This is a genomic window from Legionella busanensis, assembly GCF_900461525.1.
Lineage (GTDB): Bacteria > Pseudomonadota > Gammaproteobacteria > Legionellales > Legionellaceae > Legionella_C > Legionella_C busanensis.
On sequence record NZ_UGOD01000001.1, the window covers coordinates 2632136 to 2652436 of the forward strand.

The following is a 20301-nucleotide window of genomic DNA, read 5'->3' on the forward strand; positions in this document are numbered from 1 at the left end:
TGGCTTAATTTTGCCATGTTTTTTAAAAATAGGAGCAATAGATTCAATAAACTTCATTACTAGTTAATTAACGTGAATTTAATCTGGATCCCATACAAATGCTTCACATTTTACGAGATAACGTTCATTTAGCGACATAAAAGAGCCTTGGTCTCTTTCATGTCGAACTCACGTTAATTACTACTTCATTCCACGAGTCTTCTTCAAACAGCCAAAAACGAAGCAGTGTAAATCAGTATTGAAAGCATCAGAGTGTACACGAATTATATAAGTATTTTAACTAGGCATGAGGCTTAGAATTTAAATCTTATGTAAATTAATACAGGCTCCAGCTGAAAAAATGCACTGTAGCCTGTGAGAGAAAGGAATTTTGTTAGCTTAATAGTCTATTAAATTACTGTTGAGAACCGTTATTACCACTAGCAGCTTTACTAATTAAATCTTGTAATGTTTCAGGACTTGCTGCGCCTGGAATAAAGGTTGGCTGTGTGCCTTGCTTAAATTGTCCTGCCGGTGTGGAGGCAATTACAAAAGCAGGTGTACCCATTAACCGTAATTTTTCCGCAAGCTGACGATTAGCATCAAGTGCATCAGTTACAGTTTTGCTATTCATATCAGTTTTAAATTTATTCATATCCAAGCCAATTGACTTAGCAGCATTTTCAATGAGTTGATCATTTAACCGCTGATCTTGTTTGAATAAGGCTTCATGCATTTGCAAGTATTTACCCTGCATTGCAGCAGCTAATGCAGCACGAGAGGCATTATCTGAACTTTTACCAAATATAGGAAACTCTTTATAAATAACACGTAGATTACTATTCTTTTTAATTAAATCAGCGATAACAGGCGACATTTTTTTGCAATGAATACATTGATAGTCAAAAAACTCAACGAGCGTTACGTCCCCTTTAGGATTACCTACTACAGTTAATGGATCATTGAATAACTGCTGCGTATTTGCTGAAATCGCTTGCTGAGCTTCTTGCTGCATGGATTGTTGCTGCTTTTGCTGTAGAGCTTGCGAAGCTTCAATAAGGACTTCTGGATTTTTAACTAGATAATCATGTACAACTTTTTGAATATCTTGCTTTTGTGCGTCCGTGAAGCTACTGGTTGTTGAATTAGTATTACTACTATCAGCAGCCATCAATGTTGGTGAAACAATTGTTGCCATCAGCGCACTTGCTGTTACTAATGTTTTTAATTTCACAACTTTCCCCTTTTTTTATTTTGCGATGCGAAACGTAGCATCGGCTACGTTTAAATTCAAGCTAAGTTTAACTGAAAGGATTGTTGAGGCAAGTCCTTTTATTTTAAAAGATTACAATGCATACCCAAAATTTATTTTCTGCGTAGATTGGGCTAAATGAAGTGCAGCTCAATAAATATGAATAGACTACATGCCTTATGACTCAAAATGTTGTTGGACTGCGCTAAGCTTAGCCCAACCTACCTTGGTAGGCAATTTTCTAATAAACTGTTGCACTTCAAACGTGAACGCAGCTTCCCACCTGCGCGGGAATGACATACCGGTAGCATTATAGGTACAATAATTATAAAAAATTTGCTTATTTTTTACTTTTGTCTTTCCCGCGTAGGCGGGAATCCATTGTGCAAACTACAGCAGAGTTCATTATAAAAGGCTATCATCTAGCCCTATTTAAGAACAACCCTCTAAAAAGGTTAAATTAGCATATGCTAGAACCAACCATTTTATACCATGAAGTTTAAATCTAACCTGTACACGAGTATGAGCCCCACTCCCTTCCACTGATAAAACTTTACCTTGACCAAATTTTGCATGTGATACATTCTGGCCTATTTTTACGCCTGCTTCTTTAGCCGTCATTAAACTGGGCCTCTGATCAGATGTTTTAATAACAGGCGTTTGAAAGCGAGCTCCAACCCGTATTTCTTCTAACAGCTCTACTGGAATTTCTCTTAAGAAGCGGGAAGGCTTATGATACTCTTCCCGACCATATTGTCTGCGAATCTCTGCATAAGTTATGATAAGCCTTTTCATTGCACGCGTCATACCCACATAGCATAAACGTCGCTCTTCTTCTAAACGGCCGGGCTCCTCAACAGATTGCTTGCTGGGAAATAACCCTTCTTCTAAACCAACTAAAAATACTAATGGAAATTCTAAACCTTTGGCAGCATGTAAAGTCATTAAATGCACATATTGTTCATGTGCCGCTGCTTGCATCTCTCCTGCTTCTAAAGATGCATGCGATAAAAATGCAGTCAATAGTGACATAGGCTCATTCATGTCTTGTTCATAACGAAATTGCTTAGCAGCATTAATTAATTCTTGTAAGTTATCTAAGCGAGACTCCGCCTTATCATTTTTCACTTTAGCAAAGTGATCATATAAGCCACTTTCTTGAATAACAGTACTAATTTGCTCATCTAATTCATGCGTTTTTGTTTTTTCACGTAAGTTAACAATCAACGTAACGAATTTCATTAAGGCAAGTGCTGCGCGCGAGGGCAACATTTTTTCTTGTAACATCTTATTGGTTGCTTGCCATAATGATGATTGCTGCGATTTTGCTCGTTCACGTATTTCATCAAGGGTCTTTTCACCAATGCCCCGTGCTGGAAAATTAATAACACGTTCAAAAGCAGGATCATCATGAAAATTAACAAGCAATCTTAAATAAGCCAATGTATCTTTAATTTCTGCACGTTCAAAGAAGCGAACCCCGCCATGTATTCGATAAGCAATTCCAGCCCGCAATAACGCCTCTTCTATTACACGCGATTGGGCATTAGAGCGATATAATACAGCAATTTCATTAGGATTGACGCCATTTTGAATAGCCATATTAATACGTTCACTAACAAAACGTGCCTCATCTAATTCGTTAAAAGCACTATAGACAACAATTTTTTCACCTGCTGTCCCTTGCGTCCATAATTCCTTACCCATACGCGCATTATTATTTTCAATTAGTGCATTAGCAGCATTAAGAATAGTAGAAGTTGAACGATAATTTTGTTCTAATCGAATGACTTCTGTTTGTTTAAAATCTTGAGAAAACTGCTGAATATTTTCTACTTTAGCACCACGCCAGCTATAAATTGATTGATCATCATCACCTACTGCCATTACTGATGCATGCTCGCCAGCAAGAAGACGAATCCAAGCATACTGAATAGCATTCGTATCTTGAAATTCATCTACCAAAATTGCTTGAAAACGGTGTTGGTAATGAGACAAAATATCTGGATTATTGCGTAATAATTCATGCGTACGTAATAATAATTCTGCGAAGTCAATTACCCCTGCCTGAGCACAAGCCTCTTCATAGTGTTTATAAATTTGAATAAGTGTACGTGTTGGACCATAAGATAAAGGCTGGATATGATGTGGACGTAAGCCTTCATCTTTTTTACTGTTTATAAAAGCTTGGGCCTGCTTAAATGGCCACTGATCAGGATCTAATCTTAACGCAGCGATAACTCGTTTGATTATTCTTATTTGGTCTTCACTATCTAAGATATGGAAATGCTCAGGTAAATTAGCCGCTTGGTAATGACGTCGTAATAAGCGGTGACAAAGACTATGAAATGTTCCTACCCATAAGCCCATTACAGGAACATTTAATAAATGATTAAGGCGAGCTTTCATTTCACCTGCAGCTTTATTGGTAAAAGTTACAGCTAAAATAGCATGAGGAGACATCAAATAATGTTCTATTAGCCAAGCAATACGACTGATTAGAACACGTGTTTTACCACTACCTGCACCAGCTAAAACCAAAATATTTCCTAAGGGTGCAGTTACTGCCTGACGTTGTTGTTGATTTAATCCATCAAGTAAAGCTGCCATGGGTTGACTCATTGTTAATACTAAAGGCGCATTATCTTTAATTTACATGATAAAAACAAAGCTTTAAGCCGATTATTTTAAAATGTTATGAAGCACTATTAGTTAGTTAATTGTAAATTAATCTAATATTAGTTTATATGTTTATTTATTAAACATAGACTATAGATATTCAAGGAGCTTAAAAATTTAATTTAAAATGACAATTTTTGAGTAAAAATTGAAGAATTATTAGGTAGGCGCTTTTTAACCTTTACTTGGCCAGGGAAACAGTGAGATAGATGACTGGATCCCTGGATAAATCATGGAAGCTGATGAACTATTAGAGAATTTAGTGGCGTATTAAGAACGTTGGTGGACTTAGGAATATGGGTGGAGCCTTAATAGCTTTTAAATTTTTGGTCAAATAAAAGAAATTTTTTACCTTTATTCAATATAAGAGAATATTATGCAAAATCTTTATCCTGTTATTAAGCCCTATGCTTGCCACGAATTACCCGTGGGTGCGCCACATATACTCTATGTTGAGGAAGTAGGTAATCCCAATGGAATTCCGGTAATAATCTTGCATCCCGGCCCGGGAGCAGGAGGTGATTCTACTCTACGTCGCTTTTTTGACCCCGAACTTTATCGAATTATAATTTTTGATCAGCGAGGCTGCGGCCGGTCTGTGCCTCATGCTACTATTGAAAATAATACTACTGAGCAATTAATTTCAGATATTGAAACGATACGTAATTTTTTGCAATTAGATCGCATTATACTTTTTGGTATTGGCTGGGGCAGCTTACTTGCCCTTTTATATACTCAGCAATATGCCTCTCAAGTTAGTAGTTTAATATTACAATGTGTTTTTTTAGGAAGTCAGCAAGAAATTAGCTGGTTTTATAGCAATGGCGCTAATAATGTTTATCCTGATTATTGGAAAGGCTTTTGTGAGTTAGCCTCATCCAATAAGGGCGAAAAAATTATTCAATATTATGCTAATTGCCTACAAGGAGATAATGAGGTAGCACGCATGGCTGCCGCTAAAAGTTGGGCTCTCTGGCAGGCTCGTTGCAGTTGTTTACAGGTCCACCCCAGTCTTATTGAAGAACAAACAGAACCTCACTTTGCACTTGCGTTAGCAACCCTACAAACTTATTACTTAAATAATGATTATTTTCTTAACAACAATCAAATTTTAAACCATATTGATAAAATAAAGTATATTGCAGCTTACCTAATTCATGGACGTTATGATATGGTATGCCCTTTAACTAACGCTTGCGTGTTACATCAAGCTATGCCTTTATCTGAATTAAGTATCGTTAGGGAAGCAGGCCACTCTTATCATGAAATGGGTATCATTGATGCTATTATTACAGCCACCAAGCACATTGCTTATAAGAATAAAGACTTATGTTAATTGTTATCCAACGTGTTAAACATGCCCAAGTTGATGTTAATCAAACAACTATTGCTAAAATAAACCATGGTTTATTAATTTTGTGTGGCTTTGCCCCTTTAGATTCAGAAAAAACACTTCATGCAATGCTAACTAAATGCTTAAAGTATCGTATATTTGATGACTCTGAAGGGAAAATGAATTTAAATATCTCCCAAGTGCAAGGCGGTTTATTACTTGTACCACAGTTTACTTTGCTCGCGGAAACTAGTTCAGGCTTGCGTCCAAGTTTCTCTAAAGCAGCTTCACCATTACAAGGCAAGCAACTATTTGAGCGATTAACTGTATTAGCAACAGAAATGTATAATCCAGTCGCTTTTGGTGAATTTGGTGCCGATATGCAAGTTCATTTATGTAATGATGGCCCTGTTACATTCGTTATGGAATTTTGATATAGTTTCGCCTGCTAATCTTTAATTAATCACGCCTTATCTAAAGCTGAGTAACAAAGGCTATAACAGCTTCATTTGATATGATTAATTGCTACAGTTTGCAAGTCTATTAAAGTGGTGTAACATCAAATTAATTCTTAAAAAAAAGAAAAATTATCATGCGCTTAAATGTAAAGCTAACCGCTGTACTAAGCTCCCTATTTTTGTCTAGTTGCATTCATACCGGAACTAATCCAGATGATCCTTATGAACCACTTAATCGAAAAGTTCATAATTTTAATATGGCTTTTGATGCAACTATGCTAAAACCACCAGCTAAGCTTTATACAGCCGTTGTTCCTGCCCCAGTTCGAGCAAGCGTTAATAATTTTTATAACAATATTAATATGATACCTACAGTTGCCAATGATCTTTTACAGGCTGATTTTAATTATGCACTTAAAGATACATGGCGCTTCTTTATTAATTCTACTTTTGGTATTGGCGGCTTATTTGATGTTGCTAACGATTTTGGCTTACCTTCTCACAGTAATGATTTAGGCCTTACTTTAGCGAAATGGGGACATAAAAAATCAGCTTATTTAGTTATTCCCTTCTTAGGTCCGAGTACTATTCGTGATGGTGCAGGTATGCTAGGAGACTATTTTTTAACGCCATACTCTTATATAAGCTTTGATAACTATATCATCCTTTATAGCTTATTAGGCTTACGCTATATCGATTTACGAGCACAATATTTAGATAAGGAGCGTGTGCTTGAAGAAGCACTTGATAAATATACCTTCTTAAGAGATGCATATTTACAAAATCGCAATTACCGCATTACAGGCGAGCTCGCTACAAATGATTCTGATACCGATGAATTGTATGTCGATGGTGATGATGAAGATGAAGGAGAGGCAGGCGCAGATTATGTTGACGATGAAGATCAAGAAGCAGGCAGTGATTATATTGATGACGAAAGCTCAGAAAAAGTCATAAAAGATAAAAAAATTGATGAGATATCGGGTAATTTAGCTAATCAGGCAGCAGCTAAATCGGCTAGAAATACTATTGATATTCCTGCTACACAGTCGGTTGAGCAAGCAATTAATTCCAAGGATAAAGTAATTACTATTCCTAAAAAGTCAGCAAGCTAATAAAGACTTAACTATATTAGGCTTCTTTTCACACCGTCAGTGATGAGGCAAGGTCAGTCAAAAAAAGGACTAAAAAAACGCAGTGTATATTAAGTACATGAGCATCCCCATCTACATAGAAATAAGCTTTTTTGAAGACCTTTTTTGGCCGAGATGAGCCCTCAATGGCAGTTTGGAAAGAAGTCTATTTTAGAAAGTTAATAAAGGGAGCATTCTTATAAGCACTCTGGCCTATTTTTTTATAGTGATTTTACGCTAAAATAAGTCACTTTGAGCCTTTTAAGTAGGTCATGTAATTATTTGACCTGCTAATTTTAAAGAAGTAATTTAATGCTACATATTGCTTTATATCAACCAGAGATTCCTCCTAATACTGGTAATATTATTCGCCTATGTGCCAACAGTGGCGCTAAGCTTCATTTAATTCATCCGCTAGGTTTTACACTTGATGATAAACGTATGCGGCGAGCGGGCCTAGATTATCACGAGTGGGCAAATATAATTCATTATGATAGTGAAGAAATTTTTATCGAGCAAAATAAAGAGCGGCGGATTTTGGCTTGCTCTACCAAAGGTAGCCAAAATTATCATACGATAACATATCAAGATGAAGATCTTTTACTATTTGGGCCAGAAACACGCGGCTTACCAAAGACCATGCTTGAGCGCTACCTAGCAATCCGTATTCCTATGCATGAAAATAGCCGTAGTTTAAATTTATCTAATGCTGTAGCAATTATCTTGTTTGAAGCATGGCGGCAATTAGGCTTTACTTAAAACGCGAGTTCTATTTAGAATTCGCGTTTAAAACCTGTGTTTCTAAAAATTTTAAATAATTGCCCGTAATATCAATACCTGTTTCAGCCATTATCTCTTTCGCGCATGTAGGGCTGGTAACATTAATTTCGGTAAGATAATCACCAATAACGTCAATACCAACAAAATAGAGTCCCATTTTTTTTAATGTTGGTGCAAGTTGTTGGCATATGAAACGATCACGCTCACTAATAGGCACAACCTTCCCCTGTCCCCCAGCTGCCAAATTACCACGTAGCTCACCTTTAACTGGTATACGTGCTAAAGCATAAGGAACTGGCTCACCATTGATAACAATAATTCTCTTATCACCTGATGTTTTTATCTCAGAGATATACTGCTGTGCCATAATACTTAATGTCTGCTGGCGAGTTAATACTTCTAAAATAACAGATAAATTATCACCCTTCTCATCAACATGAAAAATAGCTTGCCCACCCATTCCTTCTAGCGGTTTATAAATAACATTTTGATGCTCTTGCCAAAATTTACGTAGATTGCTTATATTTTTAGATACTAATGTAGGTGGGCAACATGCTTGAAAGTTAAGTGTAAAAAATTTCTCATTGGCATCACGCAAACTTTGAGGTTTATTCGCAACCAAAACGCCTGCACGTTCAGCCAGTTCTAATGCGTAAGTATTATAAATATATTCTAAATCAAATGGGGGGTCTTTACGCATTAGAATAATATCAAAATCGCTTAAAGGAAGCTCACCTATGGCTTTTGTCTCAGCCCATGGTGTTTTATTCTCATCAATAATGAAAATAGTATTCATCTGTGCATAGGCTTGTCCTGCACGACAACTAATATCTATGGGAGTAAAATAAGCGCAAGTCCAACCCAAGTGTTGGGCACTCTTTAACATAGCGATAGTTGTATCCTTATAAGGCTTAATTAAATGCAGTGGATCCATTAACACTGCTAATTTCATTATTCACCTCCAATAGCAGCAATTTCTCGCGCCGCTGCAAGTGCCGCTAATCGAGCAATGACGCCATAGGCATAAAAACGATTGGGGCAATCAAGAGGATCCCTGTCATAACGAGGCATATTACAAGGTTGTTTAAATGCTAGGGGTTCAAAATGCATGCCTGGTGCATTTAAGTTTTCATTGGTCCCACGACCTTGATGCACACGATAAAATCCTCCGACGACAAATTGACCTATCATATAAACTACAGGCTCAGCAACAGAGCCATTTGCCATTGTTTCAAAAGAATAAATCCCTTCTTGAACGATCACTCTACTGACTTTCTGACTGCCTTTACTTGCCGCCATACGCGTTCGTTGTTTACGGTTTAATTGTCGCAATTCCTCTGCATCATGAATCATCATTACACTCATGCCATAGGTACCATTATCTGCTTTAATAGCCAAGAAAGGTTCTTCCTTAATACCATAATATTCATATTTTTCTTTAACTAACAAGAATAATTTACTAGCCTCTTCAGCTAATTCATTAAGCCCTTCTTGTGCCATGAAATCAACATTATTAACGGCCTTAAAATAAGGATTAATTAGCCATTGATCTAGATTAACTAATTCAGCAAACTCGCTAGCAACTTGATCAAAAAAACTAAAATGAGTTGACTTTAAACGATTAAACCATCCTAACTGCGCGGTTGGGCGAATTCGTTGTTGTATCCCTTGTAAAATAGGTGGTATTCCAGTTGATAAATCATTATTAAGCACAATAATACAAGGTTCAAAATCCTCTAATTTTACTTTATTACCCTCTCGAATTAGTGGCTCAACTAATAACAATTCTCCATCTTCAGTAGTCATTTCTTGTGGCATTATTATTTCAGGATTAAGACTACCAATACGAACAATAAAACCTGCTTTAACTAAAATATCTCTTAATACATTTAGACTTTTTAAATAAAATTGATTACGCGTGTGACTTTCTGGTAGTAAAAGAATGCGTTTACAGTTAGGCAAATAATCAAATAAAACAGATTGCATTGCTTGTACACAAAGTGGCAGAAAATCTGGGTTAAGATTATTAAAACCTGCGGGAAATAAATTAGTATCTACTGGTGCTAATTTAAACCCAGCATGGCGTAAATCAACTGAAGAGGTAAGTGGCGGCGGTGTTTCTTGCCATCTTTGTCTAAACCAAGATTCTATGGTTGCTACCTGGCTCAAAATAACTTTTTCTATATGATAAAGAGGCCCAAAATTTACTGTCGTTAAATGTGGAACTGGAATAGTATCAGAAAGCATGATTCTCTCACTTGTCATTGAGATAGAACAATTGGTTAACAAGAGCTCGTTTGATTAAAAGAATATAGGATAACGATGAAAAAGGTATTAGAAAAGGGTTAGAATATTAAATAACTGTGAATAAACAATTTTTCTAAGAGTCCCTCTTTGCTATTTCCATCTCATTTCCATCAATTTTTCAATAACTTTACTTAGTAAATAATTTACCTATTTGTTTAAATATAGCAACATATGATTTAACGTAATACTTAATTCGTGTTTTAGTTTTAAATATCCAACTAGATTAATAGCTAAAGCATATAAATATGAGATTTATCTCAGGGTGTTAGCATGGTTGATTTTAATGCATTATATACGCCAGGAAGTACAGAGCTAAATTTATCTGGAAAAGATGTCAGCGCGGATGATATAACAGATCTTATTACTTTTCTTAAAAGCCATCCCAACATTACCAGTTTAGATTTAAGCCGTAACAATTTAGGCCCCATAGGCGCAAAGAACTTAGTTAGAGCATTAAGAGAAGAGAAAATTAAAGTAACAACTTTGAATTTAAGTAATAATTATCTTGGTAAAGCTGGTATAGAAAACTTTGCTATACATAATGATTCGATCACTGATGTGGATCTTAGCTTTAACCAGGGTGGGCCAGAATCTCTAAAACTCTTTGCTAAGTACAATAATAAAGTAACCACTCTTAATTTTAATTTAAACGATGTTGGCGATGCAGGCTTAATAGCTTTCAGTCAACTTAATAGTACGGTGCGTCACTTAACGATAAATTACAATAATATTAGCCCTGTTGGGGTATTAGAATTTTGCAGACATAACACAAAAATTAATACAATAACCCTGCAAGGCAATAAACTTGATGATAATAGTGCTAAAGCCTTAGCTTGCAATACCTATATACAATTTGCCGATTTAAATAGTAACCGAAATGTAACACAACTTGGCAAACGGGCTCTTCATGAAACCAGATCAGAGGTTAAAGCAAATTACGGTAAAGAGCTAGGTATAATAGAAAAACAACCTAAAACTATTTCCTTGCTTAAGTTATCTGCCAATAGTACTGATAAGTTTTTCAGAAGAAATAGTGTCGATCCGAATACTTTAGTAGAGGATTTTGATTTACCAAATGACGTTAGCAGTGAGTTTAATATTGAAAACTAACAGACTCACTTTTAGTTTAATTTAAGTTAACCAATCATATGCCATTCTATAGCTTTATCAGTTTAAAACTGAATTTTGCTTAATTAGTCACAACTACTTATACTCCAAGTTTATTGTTCATCTAGAAGTAAGTTAAATGAGAAAACAACTAAATGTACTACAAGCAGGGAAAGCTTTATTACTTCTTCTTCTTTTAGGCTTTATTTGGGGGTCAGGTTATAGCTTAGCTCGCTATGCTATGTTAAATCAGGTCTCACCTCTTGGTTATGCTTTCTGGCAATCCGCAGGACCTGCCTTTTTACTGACTTTATTATGTCTTTTTAAAAAAAGAAAAGCACTTTTTCAATTTTCTTATTGGCCTTATTATTATGCATGCGGTCTATTAGGTATCGCTGTTCCTAATACTAATATGTATTTTATTGCTCCTCATATTCCAGCAGGTTTATTAGCTGTGCTAGTTAATATTGTGCCGCTCCTCGTTTATCCCTTAGCTTTAATTTTTAGACAGGAGCGATTCGATTTAGGACGCATTACCGCGGTATTTTTGGGCGTATTCGGTATTTTACTTATCTTATCACCAGCCAATGCAGGCCTTACAACACATTGGGCAGTCATTGCTTTGATAAGCCCTCTAGCCTTTGCTATTTGTTCTATTTTTATAAGTATTTACCAACCAAAATCTGTTGATGCACTTTCTGCAGCCTGCGGTATGTTAATTACCGCCACTTTCATGCTTATACCTGTCATTTGTAAACAACATGCCTTTTATTCTCTTATGCCGCCCATGACGCTACCTAAACAAGCTATTTTATTAGAGATTATATTATCTACGTTAGGATATATTCTTTTCTTTAAGCTCATAAATTTTGCAGGTCCGGTATTTTATAGTTTAACGGGTGGCGCAGTTGCTTTAACGGGTCTATTTTGGGGGTTTATTATTTTTCATGAAATTCCTACCCAATCTCAAATGATTGCAATTGCCTGCATAATTATTGCTATTGTTTTGTTATCATGGCGTCAATCACAACAAACAAACTATTTAATTAAGGAAGCTTGTTACCCTTCATGAATCTAAATTGGATAAAAAGAAAATGTTAAATGAATTAGCGCAGCAGTTTAGTAACCAAATTATAAATTTCAACTACCTTTTATTGCTTATTAATGCTCTATTACATGTCATATTTGCCGGTGCAGTAGCTAGAGATGCAGGTAGTTTAACCAAAACTGGCCAAAGGTTAGCTTTAGTTTCAGCTCCCAGTTGGGCTTTTGCTACTTTAATTGGTGGAATTGTTACTGCTGCTATTTATTGGTTTATTCATCATTCGACATTAACTCGGCCTTCACTAAGAGAATTTTTATGACTAATCAACCGATACAAACTATTGATGTTCATGAATTAAAACGTCTACTTGATCATAATGTAAAGCTTTGCCTTATTGATGTTAGAACATCTGAGGAATGGCAGGAAGTGCATATTCCAAATGCCATTCATCTGCCTAAAGATGAACTTATTAATAGCATTGCAACTCATGTACCTGATTTAGAACAGCCTATTTATTTACATTGCAAAGCAGGTATACGTTCATTCGATGCTGCCCAAAAATTGCAAGAAATGGGTTATAAACATGTATATTCTGTCAATGGTGGTATTATTGATTGGATACAACATAATTATCCTATTATTCAGCAATAAATAAGATAGGCTAATTCAATTAAACACTACCCGAAGGTAGTGTTTATTAATTACATCGTTGAAGTTACCTTAGTCTCTACTACTTCATCCTTTTCACCCTTTTTTGATGACGGGTTAGTAGTAGGAGTGGTGGTAGATGGATTTTCAGGTACAGACCCACTAAACATTCTAAAAATACTCTTTGAGTGCTGTTCTACCTTAGCTTTTTCTTTAGCGTGTTGAACTTTCTGCTCAGCTCTTACTTCAGTATTTTCTTTTGCACTTTTGTGAGCCTCTAATGAAGTGTTATGATTAAGATCAATCACTGTGTTAAACAATTCATGCAAATCCAATTTCTTAATACTTGAGAATGGCGTTTCTTCACGTACATATTCTAAAGAAGCATTTTCATAAATATAAGGCATTAGATACTTATGCGCATAGCCAACCAGGGATAGTTTACTTGCATTATCCAACTTCACTTCAGTATCTTTTTCACTTTCGAGAATGAGACCAACTGCACGTCGCAACCCATTATATAAATTACTGGCACTTGGATCACGGAAGGTATACGTTTTAGAAATTTGATCGAGAATAGCAAGCGCTATACCAGTGAAACATCTCGCTCTTTTGTTATCAGTTAAAGTGTCTTTAGAAAATCCTAGTGTTGTAGACGTATCAAGATCATCAAGTAATTTCCATAAAAATTCAACTTGGGTATTACGAGGTTTATCTAGCTTACTAATTGCTTTAAATAAAGTTGCGTCTGGTTTGTCTGATGAGTGGGTATAATCTGCGTCAATAAGTTGATGGTATTTTAATAAATTCACCGTCTCATTAAGCAGTATCCTTTTTATATCCGAAAGAGGTTTTACATCGAAACTCATTTCCTTTCTCCTTAAACTCCATAAAAATATCACGTGAGATTCAGCTCACTTACCCAGTGTAAACCAATTAAAAGATTTCGTCATGCATTTTGTTTATACTATCTTACCAAATTGTAACCTACTGATTTTATGTTAAATATTTATTACAATCATCAAAATTTGTTTTTTAAATAACTATTTTGTATATTAAAAATAACTTATTTAAATCTTTACTATTTACCTTAGAGATAATCTTCCTTAGCATGTTAAGCCATCACTTAATTTTGTATAATATAGCGGTCTTTGAAACAAACTACTTATAGAGTGAACACAGGTTAATAATAGGAATTATCCATTAGACTTCTTTGGAAGCTCGCTACAGAGAATGCAGCGCGAGAAGACACGGAGCGCCGAACTAGAATGTAAACATGAGTACATGAGAATTTGAGCACCGTATCAACGAAGCAATGCGCGTTTGTAGTAGAGTTTTGGAATAAGTCTATTTTTTTAACCATAAAATTTGAGGTAATAATGAAGAGACTAGTTTTTTTCTTTTTAACTGTCTGCTTTAATACAGTTTTTGCACAAACGTCTCCTCCCAAACTTATTGTTCAAATTGTAATTGATCAATTACGTGGTGATTTACTTCATCAATATCAAACTCAATTTGAGTCCCTTGGATTTAATTATCTTTTAAAGAGTAGTATTGATTTTAGTAATGCTCATCATCCACATGCTAATACAGTTACCTGCGTTGGCCATGCCACCATTGCAACGGGTAGCTATCCTTCCTTACATGGGATTGTTGCAAATGATTGGTTTGATCGACAAACAAAAGCCTACACCTATTGTGTGGAAGATTTAACAACTTTTATTCTCCCTACAGCCAGAACAAAAGTAGCGTTAGCTGGACGCTCGCCTCGTAATTTACAAATGTCTACTATTAGTGATGAAATTGTCCTTGCCCAAAAAGGGCGGGCTTTCGCCGTGTCTTTAAAAGATAGAGCCTCTATTACGCTTGCAGGACATGTCGGCAAAGCGTTTTGGTTTGACAAAGAACATGGAGGTTTTATTACAAGTAATTATTATTATACTCAATACCCTACTTGGGTAGAAGATTGGAATCGAAATTATAGAAATAATTTTGAAGACTGGGACTTAAGTAAACAACGCCAATATTATCGCTTTGCAAGTACGCCGCTTTTTAAAAATCGTTTTACTGGTTTTGGTCAAACTTTTCCTCATCACTTAGGCTCAGATAATCATAAGCTGTATTATAAATATTTGTCCATGACGCCTTATGCAGATGAATTAACAGCTGATTTCGCTTTAAAACTTATTCAGCAAGAAAAATTAGGATCATCAAATAATCAAACCGATTACATTGGTATTAGCTTTTCAGCCACTGATGCTATTGGTCATCAATTTGGCCCCAATAGTTTAGAGTCAGAAGATAATCTACTTCGTCTTGATCATACATTAGCTAAATTTCTAAAAGCCATTGATAAACAAGTTGGTTTACGTAATACGCTCATTATTCTTTCAGCTGATCATGGTGTTTCAGATTCACCAATTTATCTAGCATCTCGTCATTTTGATCAAGTCTTACCGTTAAAGAAAAATGAGGTACGCAACGTCATTGAAACAGTTTTAAAAGAGCGCTTCAATTTACCAGCAACGACGCTGGAATCCTTTGCACCACCCTACCTGTATTTAAATCATGAAATTATTAACGAAAATAAATTATCTATACAGCAAATAAGTACGACGCTTGCTGATGTTTTAAGACAACAACCTGGAATCTTTCAAGCTTACCCTTTACCCATCGCTGGTATTGAAAAAAATTGGTTGAGTAAAAAAGTGGATAAAATGGCATCGCCCAAGCGCTCTGGTGATGTATATATTGTACCACCACCTTATCAATCTCTAGCAAGTCGTGCTGTACGTGTTAATCATGGAACGCCCTGGCAATATGATACCTATGTACCTTTATTATTTGCTAATCCACTTTTTAAAAAACAGCAAGTAACAAGGCCTGTGTTCACAACAGATATTGCACCAACTTTAGCCGCTATTCTAAAAATAAAATTCCCATCAGGAACAGTAGGTAAGCCTTTATCTGAGATTACTCATATTTATGAGGACTAAGCTTGAAATTTATTAATAAGACCTATACTTAATTACTAAGTTAACAACTAAAGTACAACTATGAATAATGTTAGAACATTTATATTATTAGCAAGCTTAACAGCATTATTATTAGTAATTGGTAATTTATTAGGAGGTAAAGGTGGTCTTATGATTGCCTTTATTTTTGCTCTTATTATGAATTTTAGTGCCTATTGGTATTCAGACAAAATTGTTTTGCGCATGTTTAATGCAGAACCCTTAAACGAGAGCCATCCAATTTATAAAATTGTTGCTGATTTAGCGCAAAGAGCTAATACTCCTATGCCTAAAGTTTATTATATTGATAATCCCACACCGAATGCCTTTGCAACAGGACGCAATCCTGAACATGCCAGTATTGCTGTTACTTCAGGACTATTAAGTAGAATGACAACTGAGGAGCTAACCGGTGTTTTAGCTCATGAACTATCACATGTCCTAAACCGCGATACTCTAATTAATGTCATTTCTGCAACCTTAGCGGGGGCTATCGGTAGTATTGCAAATATGTTTATGTGGACGTCCATGCTAAGCCATTCAAGTAATGAAGAACGTCCTAATCCCATTGCAGCCCTTGCTATGATGATACTTGCACCGCTGGCAGCAGGCTTAATTCAGATGGCTGTCTCTCGCTCACGAGAATATGAGGCAGATGCTGCTGGCGCAAAACTATGTGGCCAACCACTATGGTTAGCTAGTGCATTAGGGAAATTAGAGCTTGCTAAACAGCAAGGTCAATTTACTGAAGCTGAGCAACATCCTAATACTGCCCATATGTTTATTGTAAATCCTTTAAGTGGTGAACGGATTGCTGAATTATTTTCAACCCATCCTGTAACTGCTGAACGAATACGTCGCTTACAAGAAATGGCGCGCAGTGGTACTTCTAATTATTAAGATTAATGAGCAGGCTATAATGTTAAGTAGAATAAATTTATTTATATTTAATTTGGATTTTTTACAAAACGCTTCGCATTTTACGGGATAACGTTCGTTTAGCGACATGAAAGAGCCTTCGTCTCTTTCATGTCGTACTCACGTTAATTAGCTAGTGTTACAAACTTTAATTATAATCCATTACATTTGAAGCTTGCGTTGCAGTTCTATTCTTAGCATAATCTGCGACTATCTTTATTGTATTGAGTTTAATATGGCACAGTTAGGTCATTTTATTATTAATCATTGGTTATTATGGGTGCTTTTGTTAATAGTCCTTATTGCTATTTTTATTAATGAATTACTAGAACAAAAAAGGCAAGGGCAAGGAGTTAGTCCACAAATGGCAGTTAAACATATCAATGAAAATGATGCTGTAGTCATTGACTTACGGGACGAAGAAAATTACCGTAAAGGCCATATTGTTAATGCAGTTCGTGCAGCGCCAGAAAGTTTCAATAGTAAGCAAATGGATAAATATAAGACGAAACCGATTATTTTAGTTTGTGCCCAGGGCTTAGAATCAAAAGCGCTAGCTGCTAAATTACGTCAGCAAGGTTTTACACAACCTATGATACTTTCTGGTGGCATTAACGCCTGGCAAAATGCAGATTTACCGCTAGTAAAAGGAAAATAAAATGGCAAATGTAATCATGTATAGCACTTCATACTGTCCTTACTGCATGCGTGCTAAACAACTTCTTGATAGTAAGGGCGTTTCTTATCAAGAAATTCGCGTTGATGAAGAGCCTGAAAAAAGGGAAGAAATGATGGCTAAGAGCGGAAGACGAACCGTTCCTCAAATTTTCATTAACGATCAATCCATAGGTGGCTGTGATGATTTATATGCTCTTGAGAGCAAAGGCCAATTAGATCAACTTTTAAAAGATTAGGAAATATCACTATGAATGACCAAGTAGCTTCACCTGAACAAAATGCAGAAGCACAATTTATGATTCAGCGAGTGTATGTTAAAGATTCCTCTTTTGAAGCGCCAGGTACCCCCGGTGTTTTTCAACAAAAATGGGAACCAGAGCTTACTCTTGATATAAACACTGCGCATAATGTCTTAGAAAAAGATGTTTATGAAGTGGTATTAACTTTAACAGCAACTGTTAAAAATCAAGGTGCCACTGCCTTTTTAGCAGAAGTTAAACAAGCAGGTATCTTTACTATTCAAGGCGCTGTCGGCCCTCAATTGGATCATTTATTAGGTAGCTTCTGTCCTAATATTCTTTTTCCTTATGCACGTGAAGCAATTACTTCGGAAGTGATTCGTGGTAGTTTCCCACAGTTAGTTTTAGCGCCAATTAATTTTGATGCTCTTTATGCGCAACAACTAGAACAGAAGCGCGATCAAGAGACAACATCGGCTCACTAAGCCTAAATTTAAAATGAAAAAGAATACGATTGCCATTTTGGGAGCTGGCTCATGGGGAACTGCGATAGCAATTCACTTAGCTCATTATGGCAATCCAGTTATGTTATGGGCACATTCCCCAGAGCATATAGCAGAAATGCAACGACTAAGGCAGAATAAACGTTACCTGCCTGGCGTTTCTTTTTCTGACTTAATTTCACCTACAGCTGATTTAGCTATCTGTTTAAAGAAAGCATCGTTCATTATTGCTGCGGTACCTTCTCACGCTTTTTGTGAGCTACTAAATAAACTAGATAAACCTATTCATGGCCTTGCTTGGTTAACAAAAGGCTTAGATCCTACTACTAATTATTTACTTAGTGATTTAGTGGCTAAACGATGGGGCCAAGACTACCCTATTGCCGTTATTTCAGGTCCTTCTTTTGCAAAGGAGGTTGCTCATTTCCTTCCTACAGCTGTTACCTTGGCAGGTAACAATTTAGATTTTCAACAGAAATTACAAAGCTTACTGCATCAACAAAATCTACGAGTTTATCTTAGTACAGATATTATTGGCGTTCAGCTTTGCGGTGCTGTTAAAAATATTTTAGCTATTGCGTGTGGTATCAGTGACGGTTTAGGATTTGGAGCCAATACAAAAGCCGCGCTTATTACACGTGGGCTTGCAGAAATGAGCCGGTTAGGGAAGCATTTAGGGGCTCGTGAAGAAACTTTTCAGGGTTTGGCTGGCGTTGGCGATTTAGTTTTAACGTGTACTGATAACCAATCACGCAATCGCCGTTTTGGTCTACAGCTCGGTCAAGGTATAAGTGTTGACGCAGCAGAGAAAGCAATAGGTCAAGTTGTTGAAGGAAAATATAACGCGACACAAGTATGTACCTTGGCACGCCAGTTACAAGTTGAAATGCCAATTTGTTTTCAAGTTGAATCTTTACTTAAAAATGATATTACTCCCGCACAAGCCGTAAGTAATTTAATGAGTCGCTCTGCACGTAACGAGTAATTAGTTTCAGGCCAACTAATAAAATTATATTATTCAAATTAGCTTATTTCTTGTAAATTAACTTTTCATTGAAAATGCTACCATGATGGTCATTGCAGACTGCGGCAGTGCCTAACCACCTTGCTCTGTAAATTGATAATTATTATTTTCCTGCTCTATTGGAAAGTGCTCTTTCAAGTTATCTAACCAAGTTAAACCTGGAATTGGTAATAATTCCCTTAAGAGAAAAGCTGCTAAGCTATTTAATTTAAACGTTGTCTCTGGATCATTTAAGTATTCATTAATTATAATACGCGGATCAAGTATAGAATTCATACTTCTATCCAAATAAGCTTCTAATAATTTTGCTCTTTCAATTTTCGTATTTTCTTGAAATAACGTAAAAATTTTACTGGTCTTGTTTTTTTGATACTCACAAAAAGCTTGAATGCCCTTTTTAGCAGCTGCAATAATAAGCTTCTTCTGCTCATTATTTATTGCTTCTTCAGGTAATAATATTTTTAAATTATTTTTTTGAAATTCAGAATCCGCTATTTCAAGCTTTTTGTGCTTACTCAAATGCGCTAAAACACTTAAAAGCCCAATTAACTCTCTGCGTGAGCTTACCTTAAGTAAATTATTATATCTTATATCAACAAACTGAACAGTCTCTGGTATAACTTCAAGGAGTTCCATTAATTTTTTAGGTTGTGAGCCAACCATTTTTCTCAAATGATTGTAACTTAAGTCTAGCGAAGTCACGTGAGATGGAATATTACGTAATATTTCAATGGCCTGTGGCCCACTTAATTCATATCTAAAAAATAGATGACTTAAGTCTAAAACAGTCACATGTGAAGGAATACTTTGTAGTAATTTAATAACTTGATCTGTTGTAATATCTCTGTATTTGGATTCAGAGAGAAGATGGGCTAAATCTAAAGGAGGAGTTTCATCATCTGGCATATTTTTAATAAGCTGCTCTAGTTTATCAAATTTAGGGACACTCCTATAGTTAGTTATCATATTAAATTTAAGGTCACTTTTATAGTCAGCCATCTTAACGGTCCTCTTTAGGGAAATTACTCTATGACGTCAATCGAGTTAATTTTTAACAGTATTTCATAAAACTCCAAATATCCCTTATTTTAAGAGTAGGCTTTAACTTGGCAAAAAGTAACTAAAAAGCGCTAAATTTTTACAATTTTTTGCTCAAAATTATAATAAGCCCTCACAAACAACAAAAATAACGCCGATTGTATTA

19 protein-coding genes and 1 pseudogene are annotated in these 20301 nt (G+C 35.7%); 14 read left to right on the forward strand and 6 right to left on the reverse strand.

Going from position 1 to position 20301, the window contains the following annotated elements:
• Nucleotides 1–394: 394 nt before the first annotated feature.
• Together DYH30_RS11630 and uvrD are read right to left on the reverse strand one after the other, a co-directional pair.
• The gene (locus DYH30_RS11630) at nucleotides 395–1213 is read right to left on the reverse strand and encodes a DsbA family protein (RefSeq protein WP_115331819.1); all 819 of its coding nucleotides are present in this window, start codon (nucleotides 1211–1213) and stop codon (nucleotides 395–397) included.
• Nucleotides 1214–1663: 450 nt separating this feature from the next.
• A complete protein-coding gene (gene uvrD, locus DYH30_RS11635) occupies nucleotides 1664–3841 on the reverse strand; it encodes a DNA helicase II (protein WP_207385783.1) in 2178 nt (725 codons plus the stop codon).
• Nucleotides 3842–4286: 445 nt separating this feature from the next.
• Here uvrD and pip point away from each other — a divergent pair, with 445 nt between their 5' ends.
• The 4 genes and pseudogenes from pip to trmL all read left to right on the forward strand — a co-directional run bounded on the left by pip (nucleotide 4287) and on the right by trmL (nucleotide 7593).
• Nucleotides 4287–5246, forward strand: a complete 960-nt coding sequence (gene pip, locus DYH30_RS11640) for a prolyl aminopeptidase (RefSeq protein ID WP_115331821.1) — start codon at nucleotides 4287–4289, stop codon at nucleotides 5244–5246.
• Complete coding sequence (dtd, locus tag DYH30_RS11645; RefSeq protein ID WP_115331822.1) at nucleotides 5240–5677, forward strand: D-aminoacyl-tRNA deacylase; 438 nt, start codon at nucleotides 5240–5242, stop codon at nucleotides 5675–5677. Before pip ends, dtd begins: the two co-directional genes overlap by 7 nt.
• A gap of 158 nt (nucleotides 5678–5835) precedes the next feature.
• Nucleotides 5836–6636, forward strand: a pseudogene (locus DYH30_RS11650) (MlaA family lipoprotein); the annotation flags it as partial.
• 510 nt (nucleotides 6637–7146) lie between these two features.
• Complete coding sequence (gene trmL / locus DYH30_RS11655; protein ID WP_115331824.1) at nucleotides 7147–7593, forward strand: tRNA (uridine(34)/cytosine(34)/5-carboxymethylaminomethyluridine(34)-2'-O)-methyltransferase TrmL; 447 nt, start codon at nucleotides 7147–7149, stop codon at nucleotides 7591–7593.
• A gap of 10 nt (nucleotides 7594–7603) precedes the next feature.
• Here the strand turns inward: trmL and gshB are convergent, their stop codons facing one another.
• Nucleotides 7604–8566 carry a glutathione synthase gene (gene gshB / locus DYH30_RS11660; protein WP_115331825.1) on the reverse strand — a complete coding sequence of 321 codons (963 nt, stop codon included), beginning with the start codon at nucleotides 8564–8566 and terminating at the stop codon, nucleotides 7604–7606.
• On the reverse strand, nucleotides 8566–9861 hold the full coding sequence (gene gshA, locus DYH30_RS11665) for a glutamate--cysteine ligase (protein WP_115331826.1): 1296 nt from the start codon (nucleotides 9859–9861) through the stop codon (nucleotides 8566–8568). Before gshA ends, gshB begins: the two co-directional genes overlap by 1 nt.
• Before the next feature lie 330 nt (nucleotides 9862–10191).
• Between gshA and DYH30_RS11670 the strand changes: the two genes are divergently transcribed.
• The 4 genes from DYH30_RS11670 to DYH30_RS11685 all read left to right on the forward strand — a co-directional run bounded on the left by DYH30_RS11670 (nucleotide 10192) and on the right by DYH30_RS11685 (nucleotide 12724).
• Nucleotides 10192–11031, forward strand: coding sequence for a leucine-rich repeat domain-containing protein (locus DYH30_RS11670; RefSeq protein ID WP_115331827.1), 840 nt, complete (start codon nucleotides 10192–10194; stop codon nucleotides 11029–11031).
• Nucleotides 11032–11167: 136 nt separating this feature from the next.
• Nucleotides 11168–12100 (forward strand): DMT family transporter, encoded by a 933-nt coding sequence (locus DYH30_RS11675; protein WP_115331828.1) that lies wholly within the window; start codon nucleotides 11168–11170, stop codon nucleotides 12098–12100.
• A 22-nt stretch (nucleotides 12101–12122) separates the two neighbouring features.
• Nucleotides 12123–12392 (forward strand): hypothetical protein, encoded by a 270-nt coding sequence (locus tag DYH30_RS11680; protein WP_115331829.1) that lies wholly within the window; start codon nucleotides 12123–12125, stop codon nucleotides 12390–12392.
• On the forward strand, nucleotides 12389–12724 hold the full coding sequence (locus DYH30_RS11685) for a rhodanese-like domain-containing protein (protein ID WP_115331830.1): 336 nt from the start codon (nucleotides 12389–12391) through the stop codon (nucleotides 12722–12724). Before DYH30_RS11680 ends, DYH30_RS11685 begins: the two co-directional genes overlap by 4 nt.
• A 50-nt stretch (nucleotides 12725–12774) precedes the next feature.
• Here DYH30_RS11685 and DYH30_RS11690 read toward each other — a convergent pair whose 3' ends face one another.
• Nucleotides 12775–13590: a GIY-YIG nuclease family protein gene (locus DYH30_RS11690; RefSeq protein WP_115331831.1), complete on the reverse strand. Its 816-nt coding sequence runs from the start codon at nucleotides 13588–13590 to the stop codon at nucleotides 12775–12777.
• 510 nt (nucleotides 13591–14100) lie between these two features.
• Here DYH30_RS11690 and DYH30_RS11695 point away from each other — a divergent pair.
• From DYH30_RS11695 to DYH30_RS11720, 6 genes are all read left to right on the forward strand, one after another.
• Nucleotides 14101–15717 (forward strand): alkaline phosphatase family protein, encoded by a 1617-nt coding sequence (locus DYH30_RS11695; protein ID WP_115331832.1) that lies wholly within the window; start codon nucleotides 14101–14103, stop codon nucleotides 15715–15717.
• A gap of 60 nt (nucleotides 15718–15777) precedes the next feature.
• A complete protein-coding gene (htpX, locus tag DYH30_RS11700; RefSeq protein WP_115331833.1) occupies nucleotides 15778–16635 on the forward strand; it encodes a zinc metalloprotease HtpX in 858 nt (285 codons plus the stop codon).
• Nucleotides 16636–16888: 253 nt separating this feature from the next.
• Nucleotides 16889–17311, forward strand: a complete 423-nt coding sequence (locus tag DYH30_RS11705; RefSeq protein ID WP_115331834.1) for a rhodanese-like domain-containing protein — start codon at nucleotides 16889–16891, stop codon at nucleotides 17309–17311.
• A 1-nt stretch (nucleotide 17312) separates the two neighbouring features.
• Nucleotides 17313–17567: a glutaredoxin 3 gene (gene grxC, locus DYH30_RS11710; RefSeq protein ID WP_115331835.1), complete on the forward strand. Its 255-nt coding sequence runs from the start codon at nucleotides 17313–17315 to the stop codon at nucleotides 17565–17567.
• 11 nt (nucleotides 17568–17578) lie between these two features.
• A complete protein-coding gene (gene secB, locus DYH30_RS11715) occupies nucleotides 17579–18055 on the forward strand; it encodes a protein-export chaperone SecB (protein WP_115331836.1) in 477 nt (158 codons plus the stop codon).
• Nucleotides 18056–18068: 13 nt separating this feature from the next.
• Complete coding sequence (locus DYH30_RS11720; protein ID WP_115331837.1) at nucleotides 18069–19058, forward strand: NAD(P)H-dependent glycerol-3-phosphate dehydrogenase; 990 nt, start codon at nucleotides 18069–18071, stop codon at nucleotides 19056–19058.
• Between the two features lie 111 nt (nucleotides 19059–19169).
• Here the strand turns inward: DYH30_RS11720 and DYH30_RS11725 are convergent, their stop codons facing one another.
• On the reverse strand, nucleotides 19170–20096 hold the full coding sequence (locus tag DYH30_RS11725; protein WP_115331838.1) for a hypothetical protein: 927 nt from the start codon (nucleotides 20094–20096) through the stop codon (nucleotides 19170–19172).
• Nucleotides 20097–20301 lie beyond the last annotated feature (205 nt).